The sequence below is a fragment of the Fluviibacter sp. genome, assembly GCF_057744235.1.
Map to the genome: position 1 here is coordinate 63,656 of NZ_JBIJFP010000002.1, position 21,699 is coordinate 85,354.

At 56.7% G+C, this 21,699-nt stretch carries 20 protein-coding genes; 9 read left to right on the forward strand and 11 right to left on the reverse strand.

Annotated features, from left to right (window positions below; translation table 11 throughout):
- The 4 genes from AC3GOJ_RS01935 to AC3GOJ_RS01950 all read right to left on the reverse strand — a co-directional run bounded on the left by AC3GOJ_RS01935 (nt 1) and on the right by AC3GOJ_RS01950 (nt 4,782).
- Nucleotides 1-1,065 (reverse strand): ABC transporter ATP-binding protein, encoded by a 1,065-nt coding sequence (locus AC3GOJ_RS01935; protein WP_488235929.1) that lies wholly within the window; start codon nt 1,063-1,065, stop codon nt 1-3.
- Between the two features lie 16 nt (nt 1,066-1,081).
- Complete coding sequence (locus AC3GOJ_RS01940) at nt 1,082-2,731, reverse strand: ABC transporter permease (protein ID WP_488235774.1); 1,650 nt, start codon at nt 2,729-2,731, stop codon at nt 1,082-1,084.
- A 15-nt stretch (nt 2,732-2,746) separates the two neighbouring features.
- Nucleotides 2,747-3,766: an extracellular solute-binding protein gene (locus tag AC3GOJ_RS01945; protein ID WP_488235775.1), complete on the reverse strand. Its 1,020-nt coding sequence runs from the start codon at nt 3,764-3,766 to the stop codon at nt 2,747-2,749.
- Nucleotides 3,767-3,858: 92 nt separating this feature from the next.
- Nucleotides 3,859-4,782 carry a LysR family transcriptional regulator gene (locus tag AC3GOJ_RS01950; protein WP_488235776.1) on the reverse strand — a complete coding sequence of 308 codons (924 nt, stop codon included), beginning with the start codon at nt 4,780-4,782 and terminating at the stop codon, nt 3,859-3,861.
- A 104-nt stretch (nt 4,783-4,886) separates the two neighbouring features.
- Here AC3GOJ_RS01950 and AC3GOJ_RS01955 point away from each other — a divergent pair, with 104 nt between their 5' ends.
- Genes AC3GOJ_RS01955 through AC3GOJ_RS01970 form a run of 4 tightly spaced genes read left to right on the forward strand, consistent with a single transcriptional unit; the run spans nt 4,887 to nt 7,349 of the window.
- On the forward strand, nt 4,887-5,591 hold the full coding sequence (locus AC3GOJ_RS01955; RefSeq protein WP_488235777.1) for a pirin family protein: 705 nt from the start codon (nt 4,887-4,889) through the stop codon (nt 5,589-5,591).
- A 30-nt stretch (nt 5,592-5,621) separates the two neighbouring features.
- Nucleotides 5,622-6,176: a flavodoxin family protein gene (locus tag AC3GOJ_RS01960; protein ID WP_488235778.1), complete on the forward strand. Its 555-nt coding sequence runs from the start codon at nt 5,622-5,624 to the stop codon at nt 6,174-6,176.
- A 12-nt stretch (nt 6,177-6,188) separates the two neighbouring features.
- Complete coding sequence (locus AC3GOJ_RS01965) at nt 6,189-6,983, forward strand: DODA-type extradiol aromatic ring-opening family dioxygenase (protein WP_488235779.1); 795 nt, start codon at nt 6,189-6,191, stop codon at nt 6,981-6,983.
- A gap of 30 nt (nt 6,984-7,013) precedes the next feature.
- Nucleotides 7,014-7,349, forward strand: a complete 336-nt coding sequence (locus AC3GOJ_RS01970; protein WP_488235780.1) for a zinc ribbon domain-containing protein YjdM — start codon at nt 7,014-7,016, stop codon at nt 7,347-7,349.
- Between the two features lie 68 nt (nt 7,350-7,417).
- Here AC3GOJ_RS01970 and cydB read toward each other — a convergent pair whose 3' ends face one another.
- Together cydB and AC3GOJ_RS01980 are read right to left on the reverse strand one after the other, a co-directional pair.
- Nucleotides 7,418-8,443 carry a cytochrome d ubiquinol oxidase subunit II gene (gene cydB, locus AC3GOJ_RS01975; protein WP_488235781.1) on the reverse strand — a complete coding sequence of 342 codons (1,026 nt, stop codon included), beginning with the start codon at nt 8,441-8,443 and terminating at the stop codon, nt 7,418-7,420.
- Nucleotides 8,440-9,783: a cytochrome ubiquinol oxidase subunit I gene (locus AC3GOJ_RS01980; protein WP_488235782.1), complete on the reverse strand. Its 1,344-nt coding sequence runs from the start codon at nt 9,781-9,783 to the stop codon at nt 8,440-8,442. Before AC3GOJ_RS01980 ends, cydB begins: the two co-directional genes overlap by 4 nt.
- A 104-nt stretch (nt 9,784-9,887) precedes the next feature.
- Between AC3GOJ_RS01980 and AC3GOJ_RS01985 the strand changes: the two genes are divergently transcribed.
- The 3 genes from AC3GOJ_RS01985 to ybiB are packed head-to-tail and all read left to right on the forward strand — an operon-like array spanning nt 9,888 to nt 12,868.
- The gene (locus AC3GOJ_RS01985; RefSeq protein ID WP_488235783.1) at nt 9,888-10,637 is read left to right on the forward strand and encodes an MgtC/SapB family protein; all 750 of its coding nucleotides are present in this window, start codon (nt 9,888-9,890) and stop codon (nt 10,635-10,637) included.
- Nucleotides 10,638-10,661: 24 nt separating this feature from the next.
- Nucleotides 10,662-11,930: a putative Na+/H+ antiporter gene (locus AC3GOJ_RS01990; RefSeq protein WP_488235784.1), complete on the forward strand. Its 1,269-nt coding sequence runs from the start codon at nt 10,662-10,664 to the stop codon at nt 11,928-11,930.
- Nucleotides 11,931-11,938: 8 nt separating this feature from the next.
- Nucleotides 11,939-12,868 (forward strand): DNA-binding protein YbiB, encoded by a 930-nt coding sequence (ybiB, locus tag AC3GOJ_RS01995; protein ID WP_488235785.1) that lies wholly within the window; start codon nt 11,939-11,941, stop codon nt 12,866-12,868.
- A 5-nt stretch (nt 12,869-12,873) separates the two neighbouring features.
- Here ybiB and AC3GOJ_RS02000 read toward each other — a convergent pair whose 3' ends face one another.
- From AC3GOJ_RS02000 to AC3GOJ_RS02020, 5 genes are read right to left on the reverse strand one after another with little or no spacing between them, the layout of a single operon-like run.
- The gene (locus tag AC3GOJ_RS02000) at nt 12,874-13,890 is read right to left on the reverse strand and encodes an L-threonylcarbamoyladenylate synthase (protein WP_488235786.1); all 1,017 of its coding nucleotides are present in this window, start codon (nt 13,888-13,890) and stop codon (nt 12,874-12,876) included.
- A complete protein-coding gene (locus AC3GOJ_RS02005; protein WP_488235787.1) occupies nt 13,883-15,037 on the reverse strand; it encodes a 5-(carboxyamino)imidazole ribonucleotide synthase in 1,155 nt (384 codons plus the stop codon). Before AC3GOJ_RS02005 ends, AC3GOJ_RS02000 begins: the two co-directional genes overlap by 8 nt.
- The gene (gene purE, locus AC3GOJ_RS02010) at nt 15,037-15,534 is read right to left on the reverse strand and encodes a 5-(carboxyamino)imidazole ribonucleotide mutase (RefSeq protein ID WP_488235930.1); all 498 of its coding nucleotides are present in this window, start codon (nt 15,532-15,534) and stop codon (nt 15,037-15,039) included. Before purE ends, AC3GOJ_RS02005 begins: the two co-directional genes overlap by 1 nt.
- 14 nt (nt 15,535-15,548) lie before the next feature.
- The gene (folD, locus tag AC3GOJ_RS02015; RefSeq protein ID WP_488235788.1) at nt 15,549-16,433 is read right to left on the reverse strand and encodes a bifunctional methylenetetrahydrofolate dehydrogenase/methenyltetrahydrofolate cyclohydrolase FolD; all 885 of its coding nucleotides are present in this window, start codon (nt 16,431-16,433) and stop codon (nt 15,549-15,551) included.
- Between the two features lie 6 nt (nt 16,434-16,439).
- Nucleotides 16,440-17,105: a hypothetical protein gene (locus tag AC3GOJ_RS02020; protein WP_488235789.1), complete on the reverse strand. Its 666-nt coding sequence runs from the start codon at nt 17,103-17,105 to the stop codon at nt 16,440-16,442.
- A gap of 229 nt (nt 17,106-17,334) precedes the next feature.
- Between AC3GOJ_RS02020 and aceE the strand changes: the two genes are divergently transcribed.
- Both aceE and aceF read left to right on the forward strand, forming a co-directional pair.
- Nucleotides 17,335-20,028, forward strand: coding sequence for a pyruvate dehydrogenase (acetyl-transferring), homodimeric type (gene aceE / locus AC3GOJ_RS02025; RefSeq protein WP_488235790.1), 2,694 nt, complete (start codon nt 17,335-17,337; stop codon nt 20,026-20,028).
- Between the two features lie 12 nt (nt 20,029-20,040).
- A complete protein-coding gene (aceF, locus tag AC3GOJ_RS02030; protein WP_488235791.1) occupies nt 20,041-21,693 on the forward strand; it encodes a dihydrolipoyllysine-residue acetyltransferase in 1,653 nt (550 codons plus the stop codon).
- Nucleotides 21,694-21,699: the final 6 nt, after the last annotated feature.

The following is a 21,699-nucleotide window of genomic DNA, read 5'->3' on the forward strand; positions in this document are numbered from 1 at the left end:
TTATACCCTGTCAGGCGCGTTATTCACCGCCGGAAATGCGACCAGATGATCGATTTCCAGCCGAATGCCGATCATTTCTCCCACGGCATGATCATGATGACTCGGCACCAGTGAGAGGACGCGATCCCCTGAGGGTAGCTCAAGCGTATAGAGAAAGGCTGCGCCCCGGAACACCCGCTCCAGAACCCGGGCCCGTACGGGGCTGCTGTCATCGTGTTGAATGTCATCCGGACGGATCAATACATCAACGCCCTCACCTTGCGGCACATCCACCGGCTGGATACGGCAAAGCTCGCCGAGTTCAAAACTGATGCAGTTGTGGCCGCTCACCCTGGCCGGCAGAAACACCCCGTCACCGACGAAGGTGGCGATGTGCCGTGTTGCCGGCTCATGATATAGCGCATAAGGCGACGACCACTGCTGCAACTGGCCATCAACCATCACCCCCACACGATCGGCCATGGCAAAGGCCTCCTGCTGGTTATGGGTCACCAGCAACGCGGTAGTGCCGGTGGCCTTCAGTATATGGTGCACATCGATCGAGAGCCGCTCGCGCAGTTCCACATCGAGATTGGAGAACGGCTCATCAAGCAAAAGCAAGGTCGGTCCCGGGGCCAGGGCCCGCGCCAGCGCGACCCGTTGCTGCTGCCCCCCCGACAACTGGTGCGGATAACGCTGTCCGGCATCGGCCAACCCCACCAATGCCAGCATTTCTTCAACCCGGTGCCGTTTGTCAGCGCCGGCCCAGTCGCGTAAACCAAACGCGACGTTATCCGCCACCGACATATGCGGAAACAACGCGTAGTCCTGAAACACCATGCCAATCTGGCGGCGCTCGGGTGCCAGCTGCCAACCTGCATCGGCCACCCAGTGACCATTCAGTGCAATACGCCCGGATTGCAACGGTTCGAAACCGGCGATGGCGCGTAATACGGTCGTTTTACCGCACCCGGACCCCCCAAGCAGACAGCCGATTTCGCCGGGTGCCAAAGAAAATGACAACCCACTGACGACCGGTTTACCGGCATAGCCCAAAACGACCGAATCAAGAATCAGCGCATCCATACTCATCTTCAATGCATCAGTGAAAACCGGACTCGGATTTCCTGACCAACAGAATAACCGGTAACAGACCTGCCAGCACAATGGCCAGGCTGGGTAAGGCTGCCCGATCCCACATCCCCTCGGACGTCATCTCGAAAACACGTACGGCCAGCGTATCCCAGCCGAAGGGACGTGTCATCAGCGTAATCGGCATTTCCTTCATGACATCCACAAAGACAATCAGTACGGCAGTCAGCAAACCGCCGCGCACCATCGGCAGCTGTAACCGGAAGAGGACCTGTCGTGGCGATAAGCCCAGGGAGCGGGCCGCATTGCCCTGATTGCGGGTAATGCGCTGCATGGCGGCATCGATCGGTTGAAACGCCACTGCCAGAAAACGGGCCGACAGGGCCAGCAGCATCACCAGTAACGAACCTTTAAGAATCTGCGACACTTCCCAACCCAGTGCACCCGCCAGGGCAATCAGCTGGTTATCCAACCAGGCGACCGGGATAAAGACCCCCACGGCCAATACCGTACCGGGGATAGCGTAACCGAGTGTGGCCAGTCGCACGACCCACTGCGTGATCTCGTCTTTATGGTGCTGGCGAATGGCGCTGAGCAGCAAACCCAGCACCGTCACCGTGACGGCCGCCAGACCTGCCAACCAGATGGAATGCAGGAGGAATACCGGATAGCGCGCATCAAAGTCCGTTTGCCAGACATCGGCCACCCAGACCAGCAGTTGCACCATCGGCACCGCAAAAGCTATCGCAAACACTAGGCTACAGAACACCACTGCGCCCCAACGGGCGCCGCCACTCAAGCGAATACGCACAGGGCTAAAGCTTTTATTGGCATAGCGCCTGTTATGGCGCAAACGCTGATCTACGGCAGCCAGCACGAGCACAAACAGCACCAGCAGCGAGGCTAGCTGGCTAGCGGCGGCCAGGTTGAACAACGAAAACCAGGCTTTGTAAATCGCCGTTGTAAAGGTATCAAAACTGAAGATCGAAACGCTACCGAAATCCGCCAGGGTTTCCATCAGTGCCAGGGTCATGCCACCAGCGATCCAGGGTCGCGCCATCGGCAAAGCCACTTTCCAGAATGCCTGGAAACGGGTGTAACCCAGAGCCTGGGCCGCTTCGACCGCCCGCAGGCCTTGTGTCACAAAGGCGTTGCGCGCCAGCAGGTAGACATACGGGTAAAACGCTAGGGTTAATACCAGTACCACGCCGCCAGTTGAACGGATAGGTGGGAACCAGGGGGTGGCCCCCAGCCAACCGCGCAGCAGCGTCTGTACGGGGCCGGTGAAGTCAAGCAAACCTACCTGTACGAAAGCCAGCACATAGGCGGGCATCGCCAAAGGCAGCATCAGGCCCCAGGAGAAAAATTTCCGGCCCGGGAAATCACACACGGCTGTTAGCCAGGCCAGTGGCACCCCCAGAAACAGCACACCGGCACCAACGCCAGAGATCAGTATCGCGGTATTGAGCAACACGCCGGGTAGCACATAGGCCGTCAGGTGAGACCAAATCTCGGGCTGCGGATCAAAAAAGGAGGCCAACACTACCAGCAAAGGGATCAGCGTCAAAGCAGCAATGGCCAGGGCCCGCAAGGGGCCCCAGCCACGCCAGTTCCAGATGGATCCGCGCTCCTGCACGGTCAGTGAACGTCCATCAAACACTTCCGCGGGAGATCATTAGCGATAACCAGCGCGGTCCATCAACTTGGTGGCGGCAGCTTGCAATTCACCCGCCTTAGACACGTTGATCAGATCCATCTTGAACGGACCCCAGTGCCGAATAATCGAATCCGGTTTGACCTTCGGGTTGGCCGGATATTCGAAATCTTCATTGGTGTAAATTGACTGCGCCGTGTCACCTGACAACCACTCGATCAGTTTCTGACCTCCGGCAGCATTGGGCGCATGTTTCGTCACACCAGCACCCGACACATTGACATGAACACCACGCTCTTTCTGATTCGCCCAGAACAGGCCAACCGGCATATTGGGGTCCTTATCCAGTGCACGGGCCAGATAGTAGGTGTTCACAATACCGACTTCACATTGTCCGGCAGCAACTGCCTTGATGACACCGTTATCATCGGCAAAAACATCCGTTGCCAGGTTGGCAATCCAACCACGAACCACCTCTTCCGTTTTTTGCTCACCCAGCGTCGCCATCATGGTGGCCACCAGCGACTGGTTGTAAATCTTTTTGGAAGTACGCAGACAGAGCTTGCCTTTCCATTCCGGTTCGGCCAGCGCTTCATAGGTGGACAGCTTCGAAGGATTCACAAACTTCTTGTTGTAGATGATGGTGCGGGCACGCACCGACAGGCCATACCACTCGCCCCTCGGATCACGCAGATTGGCCGGAATATTGGCGTTCAGGACCGGCGATTTGATCGGGCGTAGCAGGCCGAGTCGGCCGGCATGCCAGAGATTGCCGGCATCCACCGTAATCAGCACATCGGCCGGGCTCTTCGCACCTTCCGCTTTCAGGCGCTCCAGCAAGGGGCCTTCCTTATCGGTCAGCACCTGAATCTGCGTGCCGGTTTCCTTGGTATAGGCATCGAATAGCGGCTTGATCAGCTGTTCATTGCGGGCAGAATAAACCGTAAGGGTATCTGCCAAAGCCTGCTGACCGGTCACCAGCAGAAGCGCCGAGACCAGCGCAGGCATCAGGGTTTTAACGGGGTGGCGCAAGGTTTTCATAAGCACATCCTGAAACTAAATACATAAGAATCCATGCCGTCATAATACTAGGAATAATTCTCATTAACAAGCAATAAGCAATTCACGATGAATCATGGCGTATCAATCAGAGCCTGCCGCGTTCTCTGAATCGAAAGCCGTTCCAGCCACCAACGTTGGGCCGGGCCAGGCTCACGCCCCCCTACCCGCCAGGCATATGAAAGAACGGCGGGACGCCTAGCCGGCACACGGGGTTTTTCAATCAATTGGCCACGCTGGAGCTCTGAACGGATCAAGGGTTCTGGCAGATAGCCACATCCCAGGCCACGAACCTGCGCGGCAATTTTCAAAGCCATGGAGGGCACCGTCAGTACATCCTGTCCCGGCAGCAACCCCACCGTCATCGGTGTCAGCTCACGAGCACTATCGGCCAATGCCACCATCCGGTGCGGCATCAGGGTTTCATCACTGATCGGCCCCACAACCTCGGCCAGAGGATGGTTGGGCGCCACCACAAAAACAAACGGCATTTCACCGAGCGGTGCGCTCTGGATGCCCGCTGGCGGTGCCGGTTGATCAGCAACACCGATTGCCAGATCGGCACGACCGCTGACTAATGCCTCCCAGGTGCCCGACAAGGTTTCCCGCTGCAGACGGATGCGGGTCGGCGGTTTTTGCGATAAAAACTCCGCGATCAGATCAAGAATGGTTGCCTCGGTGATGATGCTGTCCACCGCAACATTGAGTACGGCTTCCCATCCGGTTGCAACGCGACGGATACGTTGTGCCACGGTATCCAGCTCCGCCAGAAGGCGCTCCCCTTCACGCACCAGCTCGGTTCCTGCCGCCGTAAGACGTGCCTGCCGCGAACGACGATCGAAGAGCAGCACATCCAGCTGCTCTTCGAGCTGACGCACGCTATAGGTCACGGCCGAAGGTACCTTACCCAATGCACGTGCCGCAGCAGCAAAACTTCCGGTGCGGGCAATCAGACTCACCATCTGCAGGAGTTCGGGCGTTAAAGGAGAACGGTGCATGACAGCCCCTTGGGTTCAAATAATTTGAATGATGCCATCAATTAGCCATCCCCACATCGGCCAAGGCACCCCCTAAAGTAAGCGTTAATTCAATGGAGGCACGCATGCTCATCAAACGCCCTGCCCACGAACGCGGCAAAGCCGACCACGGCTGGCTGCGCTCGTTCCATAGCTTTTCTTTCGCCGACTACTTCGACCGCAATCACATGCATTTTGGCCCGTTACGCGTCATCAATGAAGACTGGGTTGCTGCCGGTACGGGTTTTGGCATGCATCCGCATAAAGACATGGAGATCGTGACTTATATTCTCGAAGGCGAACTCACGCACCAGGACAGCATGGGCCACCAGGAAGTGATCCGCCCGAACGAGGTACAACGTATGTCGGCTGGCACCGGTGTCTACCACAGCGAACTCAATCGTCACCCAACGGACACCTGTCATCTGCTGCAGATCTGGATCATGCCCGATCAGAGAGACATCCAGCCGGAATACGAACAGACCGCTTTCGACCCCACTGAAAAACGCGGCAAATTACGCCTTGTTGCCGCGCCGGATGGCGCCCAGGGTGCCGTCACCATTCATACGGATACCCGTCTATACGCCGGACTGTTCAATGGCGAAGAAGCCGCTACACATGCGCTCCCCACGGATCGCATGGCCTACGTGCATGTGGCCCGTGGCGGTATCACGATCAACGATGAAGCGCTGAGCGCTGGTGATGCGCTCATGTTGCGGGATGAAGCCGCCGTAGTCATTACCGATGGCCAAAACGCCGAAATCTTACTCTTTGATTTACCCCGTCAATAACCCCAACCTCATTCTTTAACGGAGAACACCATGAGCAAAATCGCTGTCGTTTATCACAGTGGCTACGGCCACACCGTCAAGCAGGCCGAAGCCGTCGCCAAAGGTGCCCATGCCGAACTCATCGCGATTGATGCCGAGGGTAATATTACTGAGGCTCAGTGGGCAACCCTGGATGCGGCTGACGCCATCATTTTCGGTTCGCCGACTTACATGGGCACTGTCACCTGGCAATTCAAGAAATTTGCCGATGCCACTTCCAAAGCCTGGTTCACCCAGAAGTGGAAAGACAAGATCTTCGCCGGCTTTACGAACTCAGCTTCAATGAATGGTGACAAACACTCCACCCTGCACTACTTCATTACGTTGGCCATGCAACACAGCGGCATTTGGGTCGGCACGGGTCTCATGCCATCGAACAGTAAAGCGGCTCAGCGCAATGACATCAATTATGTAGCGTCCTTTGCCGGTGCCATGATGCAAACCCCTTCGGATGCTTCCGTCGATGAGGTGGTGCCCGGCGATATCGAAACGGCACGCCTGTTCGGTGAACGTGTGGCCGCCACAACGCGCCAGTTCAAAGGCTAAGCCTCCCGGATCATGACGCTGCCCACCCTGTTCGTGCCGCACGGCGCACCCACCTTTGCTTTACGTCCGGGTGCTGCCGGTGCGGCCCTGGTCGAGCTGGCGCAAACGCTTGAGCGACCCAAAGCGATCATTGTGATCAGCCCCCACTGGGAAACCCGTGACCCCACGGTGGGCAGCGCCAGCGATCTGGAGACCATCTACGATTTTGCCGGTTTTCCAGGCGAGCTTTACACCCTGACCTATCCCGCACACGGTAATGCCGTGCTGTCAGAACAGGTCGTCACCCGTTTGCAGCATGCCGGGTTCCCTGCACGAGTGGACCCGCATCGGGGCCTGGACCACGGTGCCTGGGTACCGTTGCGCATGATGTACCCGGCCGCCGACATTCCGGTGGTTCCCTTATCGATCAAACCTCATGCCGGTGCTGCCTATCACTACGGACTCGGCGAAGCATTGCGGCCACTGACGGAAGAAGGCTACCTGATCATCGGCACCGGCAGCATCACACACAACCTACGTGACTACATGGTATGTGTGCAAAACAACCTGCCCACGCCCGATTATGTCTACTGCTTCGCCGACTGGATGGTAGGCAGAGTTAAAGCCGGAGAAATCGATAGCTTGATTGACTATCGACGGCAATCGCCCAATGCAGCTCAGGCACATCCGACTGAAGATCACTTAATGCCCTTCTTCGTCGCGCTAGGAGCAGCTGGAGATAAACCAGACGCAGAGCGGTTTTACGCTGGCGTAGATGATTACGTCATTGCCATGGACGGCTACTGTTTTAACCGGGCGGTACAATAGCGTTTTACATTTATCCGAAGAGTCACGATTATGTCCGCTCCAGCCTGCCCGCAATGCACCCTTGAAAACACCTATCCTGACGGCACCAATTTCGTCTGCGCCGACTGCGGTTTCGAGTGGCCAATCGAAGCGGAGGCGGCTGAAGAAGACGGCCCGCGCATTGTCAAAGATGCTAACGGCAACGTACTGAGTGATGGCGACAGCGTGGTACTGATCAAGGACCTCAAACTCAAAGGCTCATCGAGCACCATGAAAGTAGGCACCAAGATCAAGAGTATTCGTATCGTTGAAGGGGATCATGAGCTCGATTGCAAATCGGACTTTGGCAACATCATGTTGAAAGCATGCTTCGTCAAAAAAGCCTGATTCTGCAAGCTTCACACCAAAACAAAGGCCACCCAAGGTGGCCTTTGTGCTTTCAGGTCACAACTCCATCAGTCGTTGAGACCGTAGCCTACAGGGTCCGACTTGCCCGCAAACATGTGATACACGCGCAGGAAGTAGAACACCACCAGCGGGAACATCACAATCGCCCCCCAGAACATGAACTGCAGCGATACCGCTGGCGCCGCTGCCTGTTCGATGGTCAACGAGTACGGCATCATGTACGGCCAGAAAGACAGTGCCAGCGAACCAAATGCCGAAGCGATAATCAGCATGCACCAGGCAAACGGCGCGCGTTCATGTGGACAATCATGACGGCTGGTTTTGAAAGCCCCCAGCAGACCGACGAAACCTAGCGCCGGCACAACCCAATGCCACAGCGGTGCTTTTTCCCAGGCATGACGCACCGGGAGATCAACGCCTTGCGTAATCAGGAAAGCCACCAGCACAAAAACACAGAAGGCAATCGACAGGCCGCGCAATTGCGCACGGGCACGTTTGGCGACTGCACCTTCCGTTTTCAGGATCAACCAACCGGCACCGAGCATGCTATAGCCAACTACGAGACCTAGGCCGCAGAGCACAGGGAACGGCGCGAGCCAGTCCCAACCATTACCCACATAGGTAGTCCCCTCAATCGGCAGCCCCAGGATCATGGTGCCGATGGCAGCACCTTGCACGATGGTGGCCACGGCTGAGCCAATCACAAAGCCCCATTCCCACATGCCGCGCGCCTTGAGCGCCTGCTCGCGGAATTCAAACGAGACACCGCGGAAGATCAGGCCGATTAACAACAGCACCACAGGTAAGTAAAACGCCGAAAGAAAAATGGCATAGATCGCTGGGAACGCGCCAAACAGGCAGGCGCCCACAATAATCAGCCAGGTTTCATTACCATCCCAGAAGGGCGCAATGGCACCAATCACGGTATTGCGTTCTTCATCCGTTTTAGCCGTGGCAAAAAGCATCGCCGCACCAAAGTCATAACCATCTACGATGATATAAACAAGGATGGAGAAGGCAATGAGACCTGCCCAGAAGTAAGGAAGCCACGGACTCATAGACTCTAGACTCATACGGCCTCCGCAGTGTTCGGGCCATCATTAGATGGACCCTTCTTGAAAAGATTCCAGATATAACGCAAACCAAAGCTGTAAATGATCAGGTAGACAACAACATACAGCGTCAGGCTGGTCAGGGCATGATTAAAAGTGAGCGATGGCGTTACCGCATCAGATGTACGCAGTAGGCCGGTAACGACCCAAGGTTGGCGGCCTACTTCGGCGGTATACCAACCCGCGAGCACACAAATCCAGCCAATCGGGAAAGAAATTGCCGCCACATTCAAGAACCAGCGAGACTTCTCGATGCTGTTGCGATAATTGTGCCAACTGCCATACCAGCCGATGAACAACATCAGCAGCGACAGCCCCACCATGATGCGGAAGCCGTAGAAAGGCACGAGAAACGGTGCACGTTCATCCGCGGGTACATCCTTGATGCCGCGCTGGTACGAATCCGGGTTACCCGAGTCCACCATGCTACCCAAAACAGGGATGCTGATTTCAAAGCTGTTCTTTTCTGCCTTGTTATCAGGCCATGCTACAACGACCAATGGTGCACGGGTACCGCTTTCCCAACGGCCTTCCACGGCAGCAAACTTACCGGGTTGATAGTCGCGAATAATTTCTCCGGCCAGATGACCAAAGCCCATTTGGATCGGCGTAAAGACAGCCATCAGCCCCATACCCCAGATCAGCATCGCTTTAGCCGTGGTCTTATGGATACCCTTAAGCGTGTACCAAGCACCTGTCGCTGCTACAACCGTTGCCGTCGTCAGATAGGCGGCTAGCAGCATATGCAGCCAGCGCGTCAGGAAAACATGGCCACCGATAATCTGCTGCCAATCGGTAGGAATAATACGACCCGTTGCATCTACAGCATGACCTACCGGCACCTGCATCCAGCTGTTATTGGCCATAATCCAGAAAGAAGACAGCGTGGTGCCCAATGCCACCAGCACACAAGACATCAAAAATGCACGTGGCGAAACTTTGGTGCGACCAAACAACACAACCCCAAGGAAGGTTGCTTCAAGAATAAAGGCCGTAAAAGACTCGTACCCCAGCAGCGGCCCCTGGATCGGCCCGGTTTTTTCACTGAGCACACTCCAGTTGGTACCGAACTGGAAGGCCATCACGATGCCGGAGACCACACCCATACCGAAAGAAACCGCAAAAATTTTGACCCAGAAGTCAAAAAGTTTCCGGTAAACCGGATTACCTGTTGCCTGATGACGCCATTCGAGCACCGCCAGCCAGGCGGCAAGGCCAATGGTGAATGATGGAAAAATGATATGAAAGGTGACCACAAACGCGAACTGAATCCGCGACAGGTCTAATGCCGTTAAATCCATGATATGGGCCGTATAATCAAAGAAGTAAGCATTATATGCTGCAGCGCACGCAAACCCTTTCTTTTTCTTTCCAGCTGTTTTCCCAGTCTTTTTAGCAAACTGATATGCCTCTACCGGATACACCGACCCTGCTGAGCTTCTGGTCTCCTGCGGCCTTACAGGGAAATGTCACGCTGTTGCTGCATCTGTTTGGTGCCATGCTACTAGGCATGCTGGTCGGCTATGAACGCTCTTATCATGGGCGCGCCGCCGGCATGCGGACCTTTTCTCTGGTCTGCATGGCCTCGGCCGGCATTACGGCAGTATTCGGCTACCCTGAGCTCTGGTTCGGTGGCCAACAGGTCAGCGCCATCACGGCGGATGGCCCTTCCCGCGTGATGCAGGGTATTTTCACCGGCATCGGTTTTCTAGGGGCTGGCGTTATTATCCGCGAGGGTCGCTCCGTCTCTGGTCTCTCAACGGCGGCATCGATTTGGGCAGCGGCGGCCATCGGCATACTCGTTGGCCTAGGTTTGTATCTGACCGCGATTGCCCTCGCCTTTCTCTGCGCCTTCAGCATGAGCATCACGCTGCAGATCGAGCGCTGGCTCCCCAAGCAGAAACGCTATTTCTTCGAGTTATGCTTTGTGGCTGATGCCCGCCCGGACAATAGTGCACTGCTGTCGCTGACTGCACAATTCGGTTTCTATCTGCGCCAGGACACTGTGAGCATCAGCCTGACCCACAATCATCAGTACTGTTCATTTACCGCAACGACCGGCCCGCGCAATCACAGCGACATCAATGGACTGGCACAGCGTCTGCAAGCCCTACCCGGTCTGGAAAAGTTCACCATCTCTCCGACCCGCAACTAACACCGCCCCACAAGAAAGCGAACCATGCTCTCCCCCAGCGCCATCGAACTGATAGCCACACTGATTTTCGGTCTGGCACTCGTCCACACCTTCTCCGCCAGCCGATTCCAGCATCTCGCTCACACCCATCCGCGTCATGCCGGCCTCTTTCACTTGCTGGGCGAGGTTGAAGTCGTGTTCGGTGTCTGGGCAGCCCTGCTCATCCTCGTCATGGCCTTTATCAAAACACCCGATCAGGCCATCGAGTACCTGGACACCCGCAACTACGCCGAGCCCCTGCTGGTTTTTGTATTGATGGTCATGGCCGCCAGCCGCCCCTTGGTAGAGGCGGCCCGATCCATCAACAACGCCCTTGCCCGCCTCTTGCCACTTGACCCGGTCACGGCGCGCTTTGTGGTAACGATGTCGTTTATTCCGCTCATGGGTTCCTTCATTACCGAACCGGCGGCCATGACGCTGGGGGCCTTGCTGATGCGGGATCAGTTCATGCGCCACGATCTGCCTGAGCGCTTTAAATATGCCGTCGTTGGTGTCCTGTTCGTGAACGTGTCGATTGGCGGCACACTGACGCCGTTTGCTGCCCCCCCAGTGCTGATGGTGGCCAGCAAATGGGGTTGGGATATCCAGTTCATGATCAGCCAGATTGGTTGGCGGGCACTGCTGGCCGTGCTTTTTAACGCCGTTGCATTAACCATCATGGGTCGCCATTTCCTTCGCGCACTACCCATGATTGCCGAGGATACGGTCGAAAGCCATCGGATCCCGGTTAGCGTCACACTGATTCATACGGCCTTTCTCGCAACTGCAGTGATTTTTCATCACCACCCCGTGGTGTTTATGGGTCTATTCCTCTTCTTCTTGGGGTACACCGCGGCCTATCCGCATTACCAGTCTCGTCTACTACTGCGTGAAGCCTTACTCGTGGCGTTCTTCCTCGGCGGCCTCGTGGTGCTGGGCGGCCTGCAGGCCTGGTGGTTGCAGGATCTTCTCGCCGGACTATCGCCAACGCTGCTGTACTTTATTGCCACAGCGCTGACGGCAATTACAGATAACGCCGCGATTACCTATCTGGGCAGTCTGGTTGAGGGCACGGATGCGGCTTTCAAATATGCACTGGTGACCGGTGCGGTGACCGGGGGTGGTCTGACGGTGATTGCCAACGCGCCCAACCCCGCCGGCTATGCCCTGCTCAAGGATTGCTTCGCCGAAAAATCCATCAGTGCTCCCGGCCTGTTTCTTGCGGCACTCGGTCCCACACTCGTGGCCGTCGCTGTTTTCTGGCTGATGCCCTGAGGTTCGCCATGCTGCAATTACCCGCACTGATCAAGGAGATCGGACGTGGCGCCAAAGGTGCCCGCGATCTGACCATGACCGATGCTGAACAGTTATTTTCTGCAATGCTGGCGGGCAATGTGCCTGATCTGGAGCTGGGTGCCATTCTGCTCTCACTCAGAATCAAAGGCGAATCTGATGAGGAGCTCATGGGGTTCTGTCAGGCAATGCAGGCCACCACACACTGTGTTGATGTAACGGCTCGCCCCCTGGTGGTTCTACCGACCTATAACGGCGTACGCCGCCAGCCCAATCTACTGCCTCTGTTGGCATTCATGCTGCGCGATGCAGGCCTGTCGGTGCTAATACATGGCCGGCATGATTTCGACAACCGAGAAAATCCATTCCCGTTATTCAATGCCTGCGGCATCACCGCTTCCACATCACTGGCGCACATCAACCGGGATCTGGCAGAGCATGGCATTGCTCTGGCTGACATCGAATTGCTTAACCCGGCACTGAATCGTCTCCTGGCGCTGCGTAGCCGGCTGGGATTGCGTAATCCGGCGCATACACTGTGCAAGCTACTGGATCCTTGCCCTGATGCATCCATCCGTGTCGTGAATGTCACGCACCCGGAATACCTGATCCGCATGAGCACCCTGCTCAAGCAACAACAGACTACCGCGATGCTCCTGCGCGGCACAGAGGGTGAACCCTTTGCCAATCCGAAACGGCGGCCGGAACTCCTGGGCTTCCGTTCTGGCGCAGCCATCACTCTCTTTCCTGCGGAAGACGGGGGTACCCCCCCCATTCCCGGCTGGCCGGAAAGCGCTGACTTTAATCAGAATGTCGAATTAATCCGGCTGCTAATCGCTAATCCCGAGACGATCCCAAGACCCTTACACGACCAGGTTGTCGCACTCCGGACTTTGGCGAACTTCAGCGAAACGCACTGATCACTTCAGTCACGATGGGCAGCACGGCCGAGCCGATCCTGCACCGCCAGCCATGCCGGACTTTGCGGCAATGCCTGCACCAGAATTCTGGTATAAGCCTCGGCATCAAGCGCACGTAGAACACGGTAGAAGTCGTGTGCGTACGCGGCCGGCTGATCGGCCAGCACAATCACACCCGGGCGCTGAAGCAGCGATGCGTCCAGCTCGACACCCGTCCTCACGATGGCTGCACAGCGATCAGGTCCTTGCAAGGCATCTTGAATCGTCACGGTATCAACAACCTGAAGCGGCGTCTGCGGTGCATAGTGGGATGCCAGCGAACCGGACACCCGTGGCGCATCCGCTGTCATCGGCACTTTGGCAACCAGCGGTTCACCCAGCACCAGCGACAACTGCTCGGCGCTGATGGCACCCGGTCGCAAAATCACCGGCGTACCACGCGACAGATCAACGATAGTCGATTCGATGCCTACCCGGCAATCGCCACCGTCCAGAATCAACGCCACCGAATCGCCGAGCTCATCGGCCACATGTTGTGCCGAGGTCGGGCTAATCCGGCCAAATCGGTTAGCCGACGGTGCTGCGAGACCACCACCCGACAGCCCGGCCTGGCGTCGCGACTCTGCCAGCGCGCGCAACAGCGCCAGCGCCACCGGATGTCCGGGAATACGAATTCCGACCGTATCCTGCCCACCGGTCACGATGTCCGGCACGGTCGGTGCCTTTTTTAGAATCAGCGTTAGCGGCCCTGGCCAGAAAGCTTCTGCAAGAACCCAGGCACTATCTGGAATGTCGATCGCGTACTCGCACATCAGATCATCGGCACCCAGATGAACGATCAGCGGGTGATCTGCCGGCCGGCCCTTGGCCGAAAAAATGGCCGCCACCGCATCCGGATTGTCGGCATCGGCCGCCAGACCGTACACCGTTTCTGTCGGCAAACCGATCAGCTGTCCGGCGTTGAGCAATGCGACAGCACGATCAATCGCCTCGTTCGATTGACCCGATGCGACTTTAGGCATCAGGCAACCCAAGAATTTTGCGAGCAACCATGGCCTGTTCGTAGACCTGTTGACTATTGGATCCGACAACGGTCAGATGACCCATCTTACGACCAATGCGTGGTGACTGTTTACCATAAAGATGCAGGCAGAGCCCGGGAATCGCCAGTAGTGCAGCCCAATCCGGTTCACGTTGCAAATCACCGTCGAACCAAAGATCACCCAGCAGGTTAACCATCACCGCTGCCGAATGGGCACGACTGTCACCGAGCGGCAAACCGCACAACGCGCGTACCTGCTGCTGAAACTGATTGGTAGCGCAGGCATCGATGGTGTAGTGACCACTGTTGTGCGGCCGCGGTGCCATTTCATTGACGACCAGCTGGCCACGTGTAACAAAGAACTCGACACCCAGCGTCCCAACATAACCCAGACAGCCGGCCAGTTTCTCGGCTACTTCACAGGCCGTGTCAGCCAGACAACTCGAGCCCCATGCGGGCACAATGCTGACATCCAGAATACCGCGCGTGTGGCGATTTTCGGCCGAAGGGAATGCCTTAACAGCACCATCCTGACCCCGCGCCAACACCACGGAAATTTCATAATCGAGCGGCAGCTTCGCTTCCAGGATGCAGCGCACGCTACCCAGTTCAACCCAGGCGGCTTCTGCGGCAGCCCGGTCATCGACCACGGCCTGTCCCTTACCGTCGTAGCCCAGGCGTGCGGCTTTCAAAATACCCGGGAAAAGCTGCGATGGCGCCTGACGCAAATCATCTAACGAATTAATCTCGATAAACGGACCATGCGGCAAACCATGCGTTTTCAGGAAGATTTTTTCTGCGATCCGGTCCTGGCATACGGATACCGCAGCTGCAGACGGATGCACAGGCACCTGCTCAGCCAGAACCGCCAGCGTTTCCGCAGGGACGTTTTCAAACTCGGTGGTTACCGCAGCACAACCCGCTGTCAGTTCCGTCAGCGCAGCAGCGTCATCATAGGCAGCACACAGATGGCGATCGGCAATACGGCCGGCCGGGCTATCTTCGTCCGGATCCAGCACCCAGACCTGATAGCCCAGCTCGTGGGCAGCCATAACGAAATAGCGGCCTAGTTGGCCGCCACCGAGCATGCCCAAGGTTGCGGGCGCGGGGATAAAGGCTTTATTCATCAGACTTCCGGCAATTTCATGGCCAGCACCTTGGCCGATTGCTGCTGGCGGAACTGCTGCAGGTGCTCGTGCAATGCGGCATCGTGATTCGCCAGCATGGCAACAGCGAACAGCGCAGCATTGGCAGCACCGGCTTCACCGATTGCAAAGGTGGCCACAGGAATGCCCTTCGGCATCTGCACGATGGAGTGCAACGAATCCACACCCGACAGCGCTTTGGATTGCACCGGCACACCCAACACCGGCACCGTCGTTTTGGCAGCCAGCATGCCGGGCAGATGCGCAGCACCACCGGCACCCGCAATAATGACTTGTAAGCCACGCGGCCCCGCATTCTCGGCGTATTCAAACAATAAATCCGGCGTCCGATGTGCGGAAACCACACGTGCCTCAAACGGCACACCAAACTCTTTCATCATGACTGCTGCAGCCTGCATCGTCGGCCAGTCCGAATCGGACCCCATCACAATACCCACCAGCGGCGATGTTTGATCCATCGGTTTGTCTACACTCATTTCACGGTTCCTTCCGCGAAGCGTTCCGCCGACGTCAAGGTATTTGCCAGCAGCATGGCAATCGTCATCGGACCCACACCACCCGGCACCGGTGTGATAGCGCCGGCAATCGGTTTGACGGCTTCGAAATCCACATCACCACACAAGCCGCCACCGGCTTCCGGCGGCAGTCGGTTAATACCGACGTCAATCACCAAAGCACCCCGTTTCACCATATCGGCAGTGACAAACTTCGGTTTACCAATCGCCGCCACCAGAATATCGGCACGACGGGTATGCGCGGTCAGATCTTTCGTGCGGGAGTGGCAGACAGTGACGGTGCACCCGGCATGCAGCAACAGCATCGCCATCGGCTTGCCGACAATATTGGAACGACCGATCACCACGGCTTCCTTGCCATTGAGATCAACGCCGGTTTCCGCCAAAAGCTTCATCACCCCATAGGGTGTACAGGGAATAAAACGTGGATCCCCCTGCATCAGGGCACCGACGTTGGCCGCATGGAAGCCATCCACATCTTTTTCCGGGCGAATCGCTGCCAGCACTTCAGCCTCATCAAACTGCGGCGGCAGTGGTAACTGCACCAGAATCCCGTGTACCGCCGGATCCTGATTCAGTTCAGCAATCTTGTCGAACACCTGCTTCGGCGACACATCAGCCGGAAACGGAAAATCGAACGACACCATGCCGGCTTCATGACAGGCTTTGATCTTGTTTCGAACATAAACCTGGGATGCCGGATTTTCTCCCACCAGGATGACGGCCAAACCTGGGCGCGTCCCAAGCAGGGCAAGTTCATCGGCACGGATTTTGAATTCGGCGCGCAGGCGTTTCGATAACGCGGCGCCGTCGAGAATTTGAGCGGGTGTTTGGTTTGCCATAAGGCGTTATTTTACTGCAATCTGCCAATGCGTTACTGAAATCCCCTGGCTGGCCACATCGTCTGCCAAATCGCCTGCACCAGGGCCTTGAATATCAATGCGCTCGGCACATCGGGCAGAGAAGTTCCGCAGGCGCATCAGCGGCAACGGACTACTCCAAGCCAATAACAAGCCGTTGCCCTCGGCCAGTGCCGCATCATCATGCCACCCCAGACGGATCCAGCCGACCTTCGCCCCGGACCGCCGGGTTTCCCGGTGCAGTACGGAAGCTTCAATCGCCGCCTGCAAAGCCACCGACCTGGCGACGAGCCAGTCACCATCATCGACCAGGCAACCGTCCCCATGAGCCAAGGTTGCCGCCGGCAAATGCGCGTCCCCCGCTCCGAACAGCACCACCGGGATCAGAAACTCATCGGCTAGTGCCATCGCAGCATCCACCCAGTCTGTTAATACATTGGCCGATGCGTCATTGAGTTCCAGCGCCGGCACACCTGTCTGTCGCAACGCACAGCGAAGCCTGATCGGGTCCCCGTGTACCTGAGGCTCATAAACAATGCATAGCGGCTGCTCGCAACGCATCTTCGCCCAGCGCTGAGCCCAGAGTAGCTCGGCTGGCGCCGGATCCGGCCTGGAGACATCGGTTTTGTTCATGATGAGATGATGCCACGACACCACAAAATTCATGTTGCGGGGATTGATTGAGAAATTTTCACTTGACGAACCCAGAAGCCAAGCCCTAGTATTTTCCGTATAGCAATACGTCGTTTCATATAATGGGAAACCAGTTGTGCAACGCGGCACTGTTCACAGCAACATCCCGATATAGTCAGTCATTGTTTTATATGTCCTGAAGCTGATCATCACGAGTGCGAAAGCGTGCTCGTCACAAGGAGGAGGCAGCATGTCGGCAGCAAACGAAAATAACCAAGCATCGGCACCATCGCTCGATACAGATCCACAGGAAACCCGCGAGTGGCAAGATGCGCTATCCGGCGTGATCAGCAACGAAGGTGATGAACGCGCTCACTACTTGATTGAAACACTGATTGAGCAGGCCCGTGGCAAAGGCATTGACATCCCCTATTCAGCCAATACGGAATACATCAATACCATTCCGGTGTCACAACAACCCCGTTACCCTGGCAATCCGGATATGGAAATTAAGATTCACTCCTATATCCGCTGGAATGCCATGGCGATGGTTGTACGTGCCAATAAGCACACCAACGTGGGTGGCCACATCGCTTCGTTTGCATCGGCTGCCACGCTCTATGACGTAGGCTTCTCACACTTCTGGCATGCGCCATCGGCCGAACACGACGGCGATTTGATTTTCTTCCAGGGTCACTCGGTGCCGGGCGTTTATTCACGTGCCTTCATGCTGGGGCGCTTCACTGAATCACAATTGGATCACTTCCGCCAAGAAACGACCGGCAAGGGGATTTCCTCCTACCCGCACCCATGGCTGATGCCAGACTTCTGGCAATTTCCGACGGTATCTATGGGCCTGGGTCCGATCCAGGCGATTTATCAGGCCCGATTCATGAAATATCTGGCCAGCCGGGGGCTGATCAATGCCGAGAAAGCTGAACAACGTAAAGTCTGGGCCTTCCTGGGCGACGGCGAAACCGATGAAGTCGAATCGCTGGGTGCTATTGGCATGGCTGGGCGAGAGCAACTGGACAACCTGATCTTTGTGATCAACTGCAACCTGCAGCGCCTAGACGGACCGGTGCGCGGCAATGGCAAAATCATTCAGGAGCTGGAGTCCGAATTCCGCGGTGCCGGATGGAATGTGATCAAACTGATCTGGGGCACGCATTGGGATGCGCTATTCCAGCGAGACACCCAGGGTATTCTCAAGCAGCGCATGATGAATCTCTGTGACGGCGAATACCAGACCTTCAAATCAAAGGATGGGGCCTATGTTCGCGAACACTTCTTCAACACCCCCGAACTGAAAGCACTGGTCGCCGACTGGACGGATGACGAAGTCTGGCAACTGAACCGCGGCGGCCATGACATTTTCAAGATCTTTGCAGCCTATGATCGCGCCGTAAAACACAAGGGACAGCCGACGCTGATTCTGGCCAAGACCATCAAGGGATTTGGCATGGGCAAAGCGGGTGAGGCCATGAACACCTCACACCAGCAGAAAAAAATGGACAAGGAGCAGATCGCCCGCTTCCGCGACCGCTTCTCTCTGCCAGTGAAGGATGAACAGCTGGATGAGCTACCGTATCTGAAATTTGCCGAAGACTCTGCCGAATATAAATACATGCGCGAGCGCCGCATGGCGCTGGGTGGATTCCTCCCACAACGCCGCCGCAAAGCAGAGGCACTGGCTATTCCGCCGCTGGAAACCTTTGATGCCCTGCTCAAGGCATCGGGCGAAGGCCGTGAGCTCTCCACCACCATGGCCATTGTGCGCATCATGAATATGATGCTCAAGGACAAACAGGTTGGACGTAACGTCGTCCCCATCGTGCCGGATGAATCACGCACCTTCGGCATGGAAGGCATGTTCCGTGCGGTCGGTATCTGGAACCAGCAAGGCCAGAACTACGTACCGGAAGATCATGATCAGCTCATGTTCTACAAGGAAAGCAAAGACGGCCAGGTTTTGCAGGAAGGCATTAACGAAGCCGGTGCCATGAGCGACTGGATTGCCGCCGCCACCGCCTACTCGGTGCATGGCGTTCAGACCATTCCGTTTTACATCTGCTATTCGATGTTCGGCCTGCAACGCACGCTGGATCTCTGCTGGGCGGCTGGTGATCAACGTGCCCGTGGCTTCCTGGTGGGTGGCACTGCCGGTCGCACCACGCTGAACGGTGAAGGCCTGCAACATGAAGATGGTCATAGCCTGCTGCTGGCCAACATGATTCCAAACTGCGTCTCCTACGACCCGACCTTCCAGTACGAAGTCGCTGTGATCGTTCAGGACGGCATGCGCCGGATGCATGTGGATCAGGAAGACATCTTCTACTACCTGACGGTGATGAACGAAAACTACGAACATCCGGAAATGCCTGTAGGCGCAGCACCGGATATTCTGAAAGGTATGTATGCCTTCCGCAAAGGCGCCGCTGGCAACGGCCCACGAGTGCAATTGCTGGGTTCCGGCACCATCTTCCGCGAAGTCATTGCCGCCGCCGATCTGCTGCGCAACGATTGGGGCGTCGAATCGGATCTGTGGGGTTGCCCGAGCTTCAATGAACTGGCCCGTGACGGAGAAGATGTGGCGCGCTGGAACATGCTGCACCCAACCGAACCGCAACGGATGTCGCATGTGGAATCGAAGCTGGGTGGCACCAACGGTCCGGTCGTTGCAGCAACCGATTACATCAAGCTTTATGCCGAGCAGATCCGTCCGTTCATCAAGAAAACCTTCATCGCGCTTGGCACCAACGGCTTCGGCCGTTCTGACACCCGTGAACACCTACGTAATTTCTTCGAGGTTGATCGTCACTGGGTAACCGTGGCCGCACTGAAGGCCCTGGCAGATGATGGTTTGATTGGCCGCGACAAGGTGGCTGCCGCCATTAACAAATATCAGTTGGATCCAAACAAACCCAACCCGATGACGGTTTAAGCGAGAAAACACATGAGCCAATTAATTGATATCAAAGTACCGGATATCGGTGACTTTGCGGAAGTCCCGGTCATTGAAGTTTTAGTAAAACCCGGGGATGTCATCAAGGTCGATGACGCACTCGTCACACTGGAGTCCGACAAAGCGACGATGGATGTCCCAGCGTCGGCCGCAGGTGTCGTCAAAGAGGTGTTGGTCAAACTGGGTGACAAAATCGGTGAAGGCACGGTCGTCGTTCGTGTTGAAGCTAGCGATGCTGCCGCCTCGGCACCACAAGCCCCAGAACCCGCGCCTGCCCCGACAGCCCCTGCGCCAAAAGGGGCCGCCGTACCGGCCACCGGTGGTGGCATCGTTGATGTCAAAGTGCCCGACATTGGCGACTTCGCCGAAGTCCCGGTGATTGAGGTCTTCGTCAAACCGGGGGATGTCGTCAAAGTCGATGATGCCCTCGTGACCCTTGAATCCGACAAGGCCACCATGGATGTACCCTCGTCGGCCGCCGGTACCGTCAAAGAAGTCTTGGTTAAACTGGGCGACAAAGTGGGCGAAGGCACGCTCATCGTGCGTCTGGAATCTGGTGCAGCTTCGGTCTCCGCGCCTAACGGCACCAGCGCGCCAGCAGTTGCGCCAACCTCGCCGACCGCGGCTACAGCCATTTCGGTTCCGGCAGCGGCACCCTCGGTCGCGAACATAGCCAACCTACCTGGTTTACCGATCGGCGGCACCGTGCATGCGAGCCCAACGATCCGCGCCTACGCGCGTGAGCTCGGCGTCGACTTGAGCCAGGTAAAAGCCTCTGGCCCGAAGAACCGCATTCTGCGTGAAGACGTCACTGGCTTCGTCAAGGGCGCCATGAGTACAGGCGTTGTTCCTGGCAAGACGCCGACATCCGCCAGCGGTGGATCTGGCGTTGGCCTGGATTTACTGCCCTGGCCGAAAGTGGATTTCGCAAAATTTGGTCCGATTGACATACAACCGCTGTCACGCATCAAGAAAATTTCCGGCCAGAACCTGTCCCGCAACTGGGTCATGATTCCTGCCGTCACGTATCACGAAGACGCTGACATCACGGATCTGGAAGCCTTCCGCGTTCAGTTGAACAAAGAGAATGAAAAAGGCGGTGGTGCAAAACTTACCATGCTGGCTTTCCTCATCAAGGCGTGCGTCAAAGCCATGCAGAAACATCCGGAGTTCAATGCGTCACTGACGACGGCTGAAAATGGAGAAATGAGTCTGGTCCTGAAGCAATACTTCAATATCGGATTTGCAGCAGATACGCCGAATGGTCTGGTCGTTCCCGTGGTCAAAAACGCCGACAAAAAATCGGTGTTTGAAATCGCTCAGGAATCTGGTGACCTGGCAAAGCAGGCACGTGATGGCAAGCTGAAGCCGGCTGATATGCAGGGTGCTTGCTTCACGATCTCGTCACTGGGCGGCATCGGCGGCACCTACTTTGCGCCAATCGTCAACGCCCCTGAAGTCGCCATTCTCGGTGTGAACAAGAGTGCCATGAAGCCCGTCTGGGACGGCAAGCAATTCGTGCCTCGCCTAACGCTGCCGCTATCGCTTACGGCGGACCACCGCGTGATTGATGGTGCCCTGGCCACGCGCTTTAACGTGTATCTGGCGCAACTGCTGGCGGATTTCCGCCGCGTAGCCCTGTGAGGAGCA

Bases quoted from the DNA above. Each gene is read 5' to 3' on its own strand.
- aceE (WP_488235790.1), top strand. From the start codon at position 17,335: ATGTCGGCAGCAAACGAAAATAACCAAGCATCGGCACCATCGCTCGAT.
- AC3GOJ_RS01950 (WP_488235776.1), bottom strand. From the start codon at position 4,782: ATGCACCGTTCTCCTTTAACGCCCGAACTCCTGCAGATGGTGAGTCTG.
- AC3GOJ_RS02005 (WP_488235787.1), bottom strand. From the start codon at position 15,037: ATGAATAAAGCCTTTATCCCCGCGCCCGCAACCTTGGGCATGCTCGGT.
- AC3GOJ_RS01980 (WP_488235782.1), bottom strand. From the start codon at position 9,783: ATGGATTTAACGGCATTAGACCTGTCGCGGATTCAGTTCGCGTTTGTG.
- AC3GOJ_RS01935 (WP_488235929.1), bottom strand. From the start codon at position 1,065: ATGGATGCGCTGATTCTTGATTCGGTCGTTTTGGGCTATGCCGGTAAA.
- AC3GOJ_RS01965 (WP_488235779.1), top strand. From the start codon at position 6,189: ATGACGCTGCCCACCCTGTTCGTGCCGCACGGCGCACCCACCTTTGCT.
- AC3GOJ_RS02000 (WP_488235786.1), bottom strand. From the start codon at position 13,890: ATGCCTAAAGTCGCATCGGGTCAATCGAACGAGGCGATTGATCGTGCT.
- AC3GOJ_RS01945 (WP_488235775.1), bottom strand. From the start codon at position 3,766: ATGAAAACCTTGCGCCACCCCGTTAAAACCCTGATGCCTGCGCTGGTC.
- AC3GOJ_RS01970 (WP_488235780.1), top strand. From the start codon at position 7,014: ATGTCCGCTCCAGCCTGCCCGCAATGCACCCTTGAAAACACCTATCCT.
- AC3GOJ_RS01985 (WP_488235783.1), top strand. From the start codon at position 9,888: ATGCCTCTACCGGATACACCGACCCTGCTGAGCTTCTGGTCTCCTGCG.
- aceF (WP_488235791.1), top strand. From the start codon at position 20,041: ATGAGCCAATTAATTGATATCAAAGTACCGGATATCGGTGACTTTGCG.
- purE (WP_488235930.1), bottom strand. From the start codon at position 15,534: ATGGATCAAACATCGCCGCTGGTGGGTATTGTGATGGGGTCCGATTCG.
- ybiB (WP_488235785.1), top strand. From the start codon at position 11,939: ATGCTGCAATTACCCGCACTGATCAAGGAGATCGGACGTGGCGCCAAA.
- folD (WP_488235788.1), bottom strand. From the start codon at position 16,433: ATGGCAAACCAAACACCCGCTCAAATTCTCGACGGCGCCGCGTTATCG.
- AC3GOJ_RS01990 (WP_488235784.1), top strand. From the start codon at position 10,662: ATGCTCTCCCCCAGCGCCATCGAACTGATAGCCACACTGATTTTCGGT.
- AC3GOJ_RS01955 (WP_488235777.1), top strand. From the start codon at position 4,887: ATGCTCATCAAACGCCCTGCCCACGAACGCGGCAAAGCCGACCACGGC.
- AC3GOJ_RS01960 (WP_488235778.1), top strand. From the start codon at position 5,622: ATGAGCAAAATCGCTGTCGTTTATCACAGTGGCTACGGCCACACCGTC.
- cydB (WP_488235781.1), bottom strand. From the start codon at position 8,443: ATGAGTCTAGAGTCTATGAGTCCGTGGCTTCCTTACTTCTGGGCAGGT.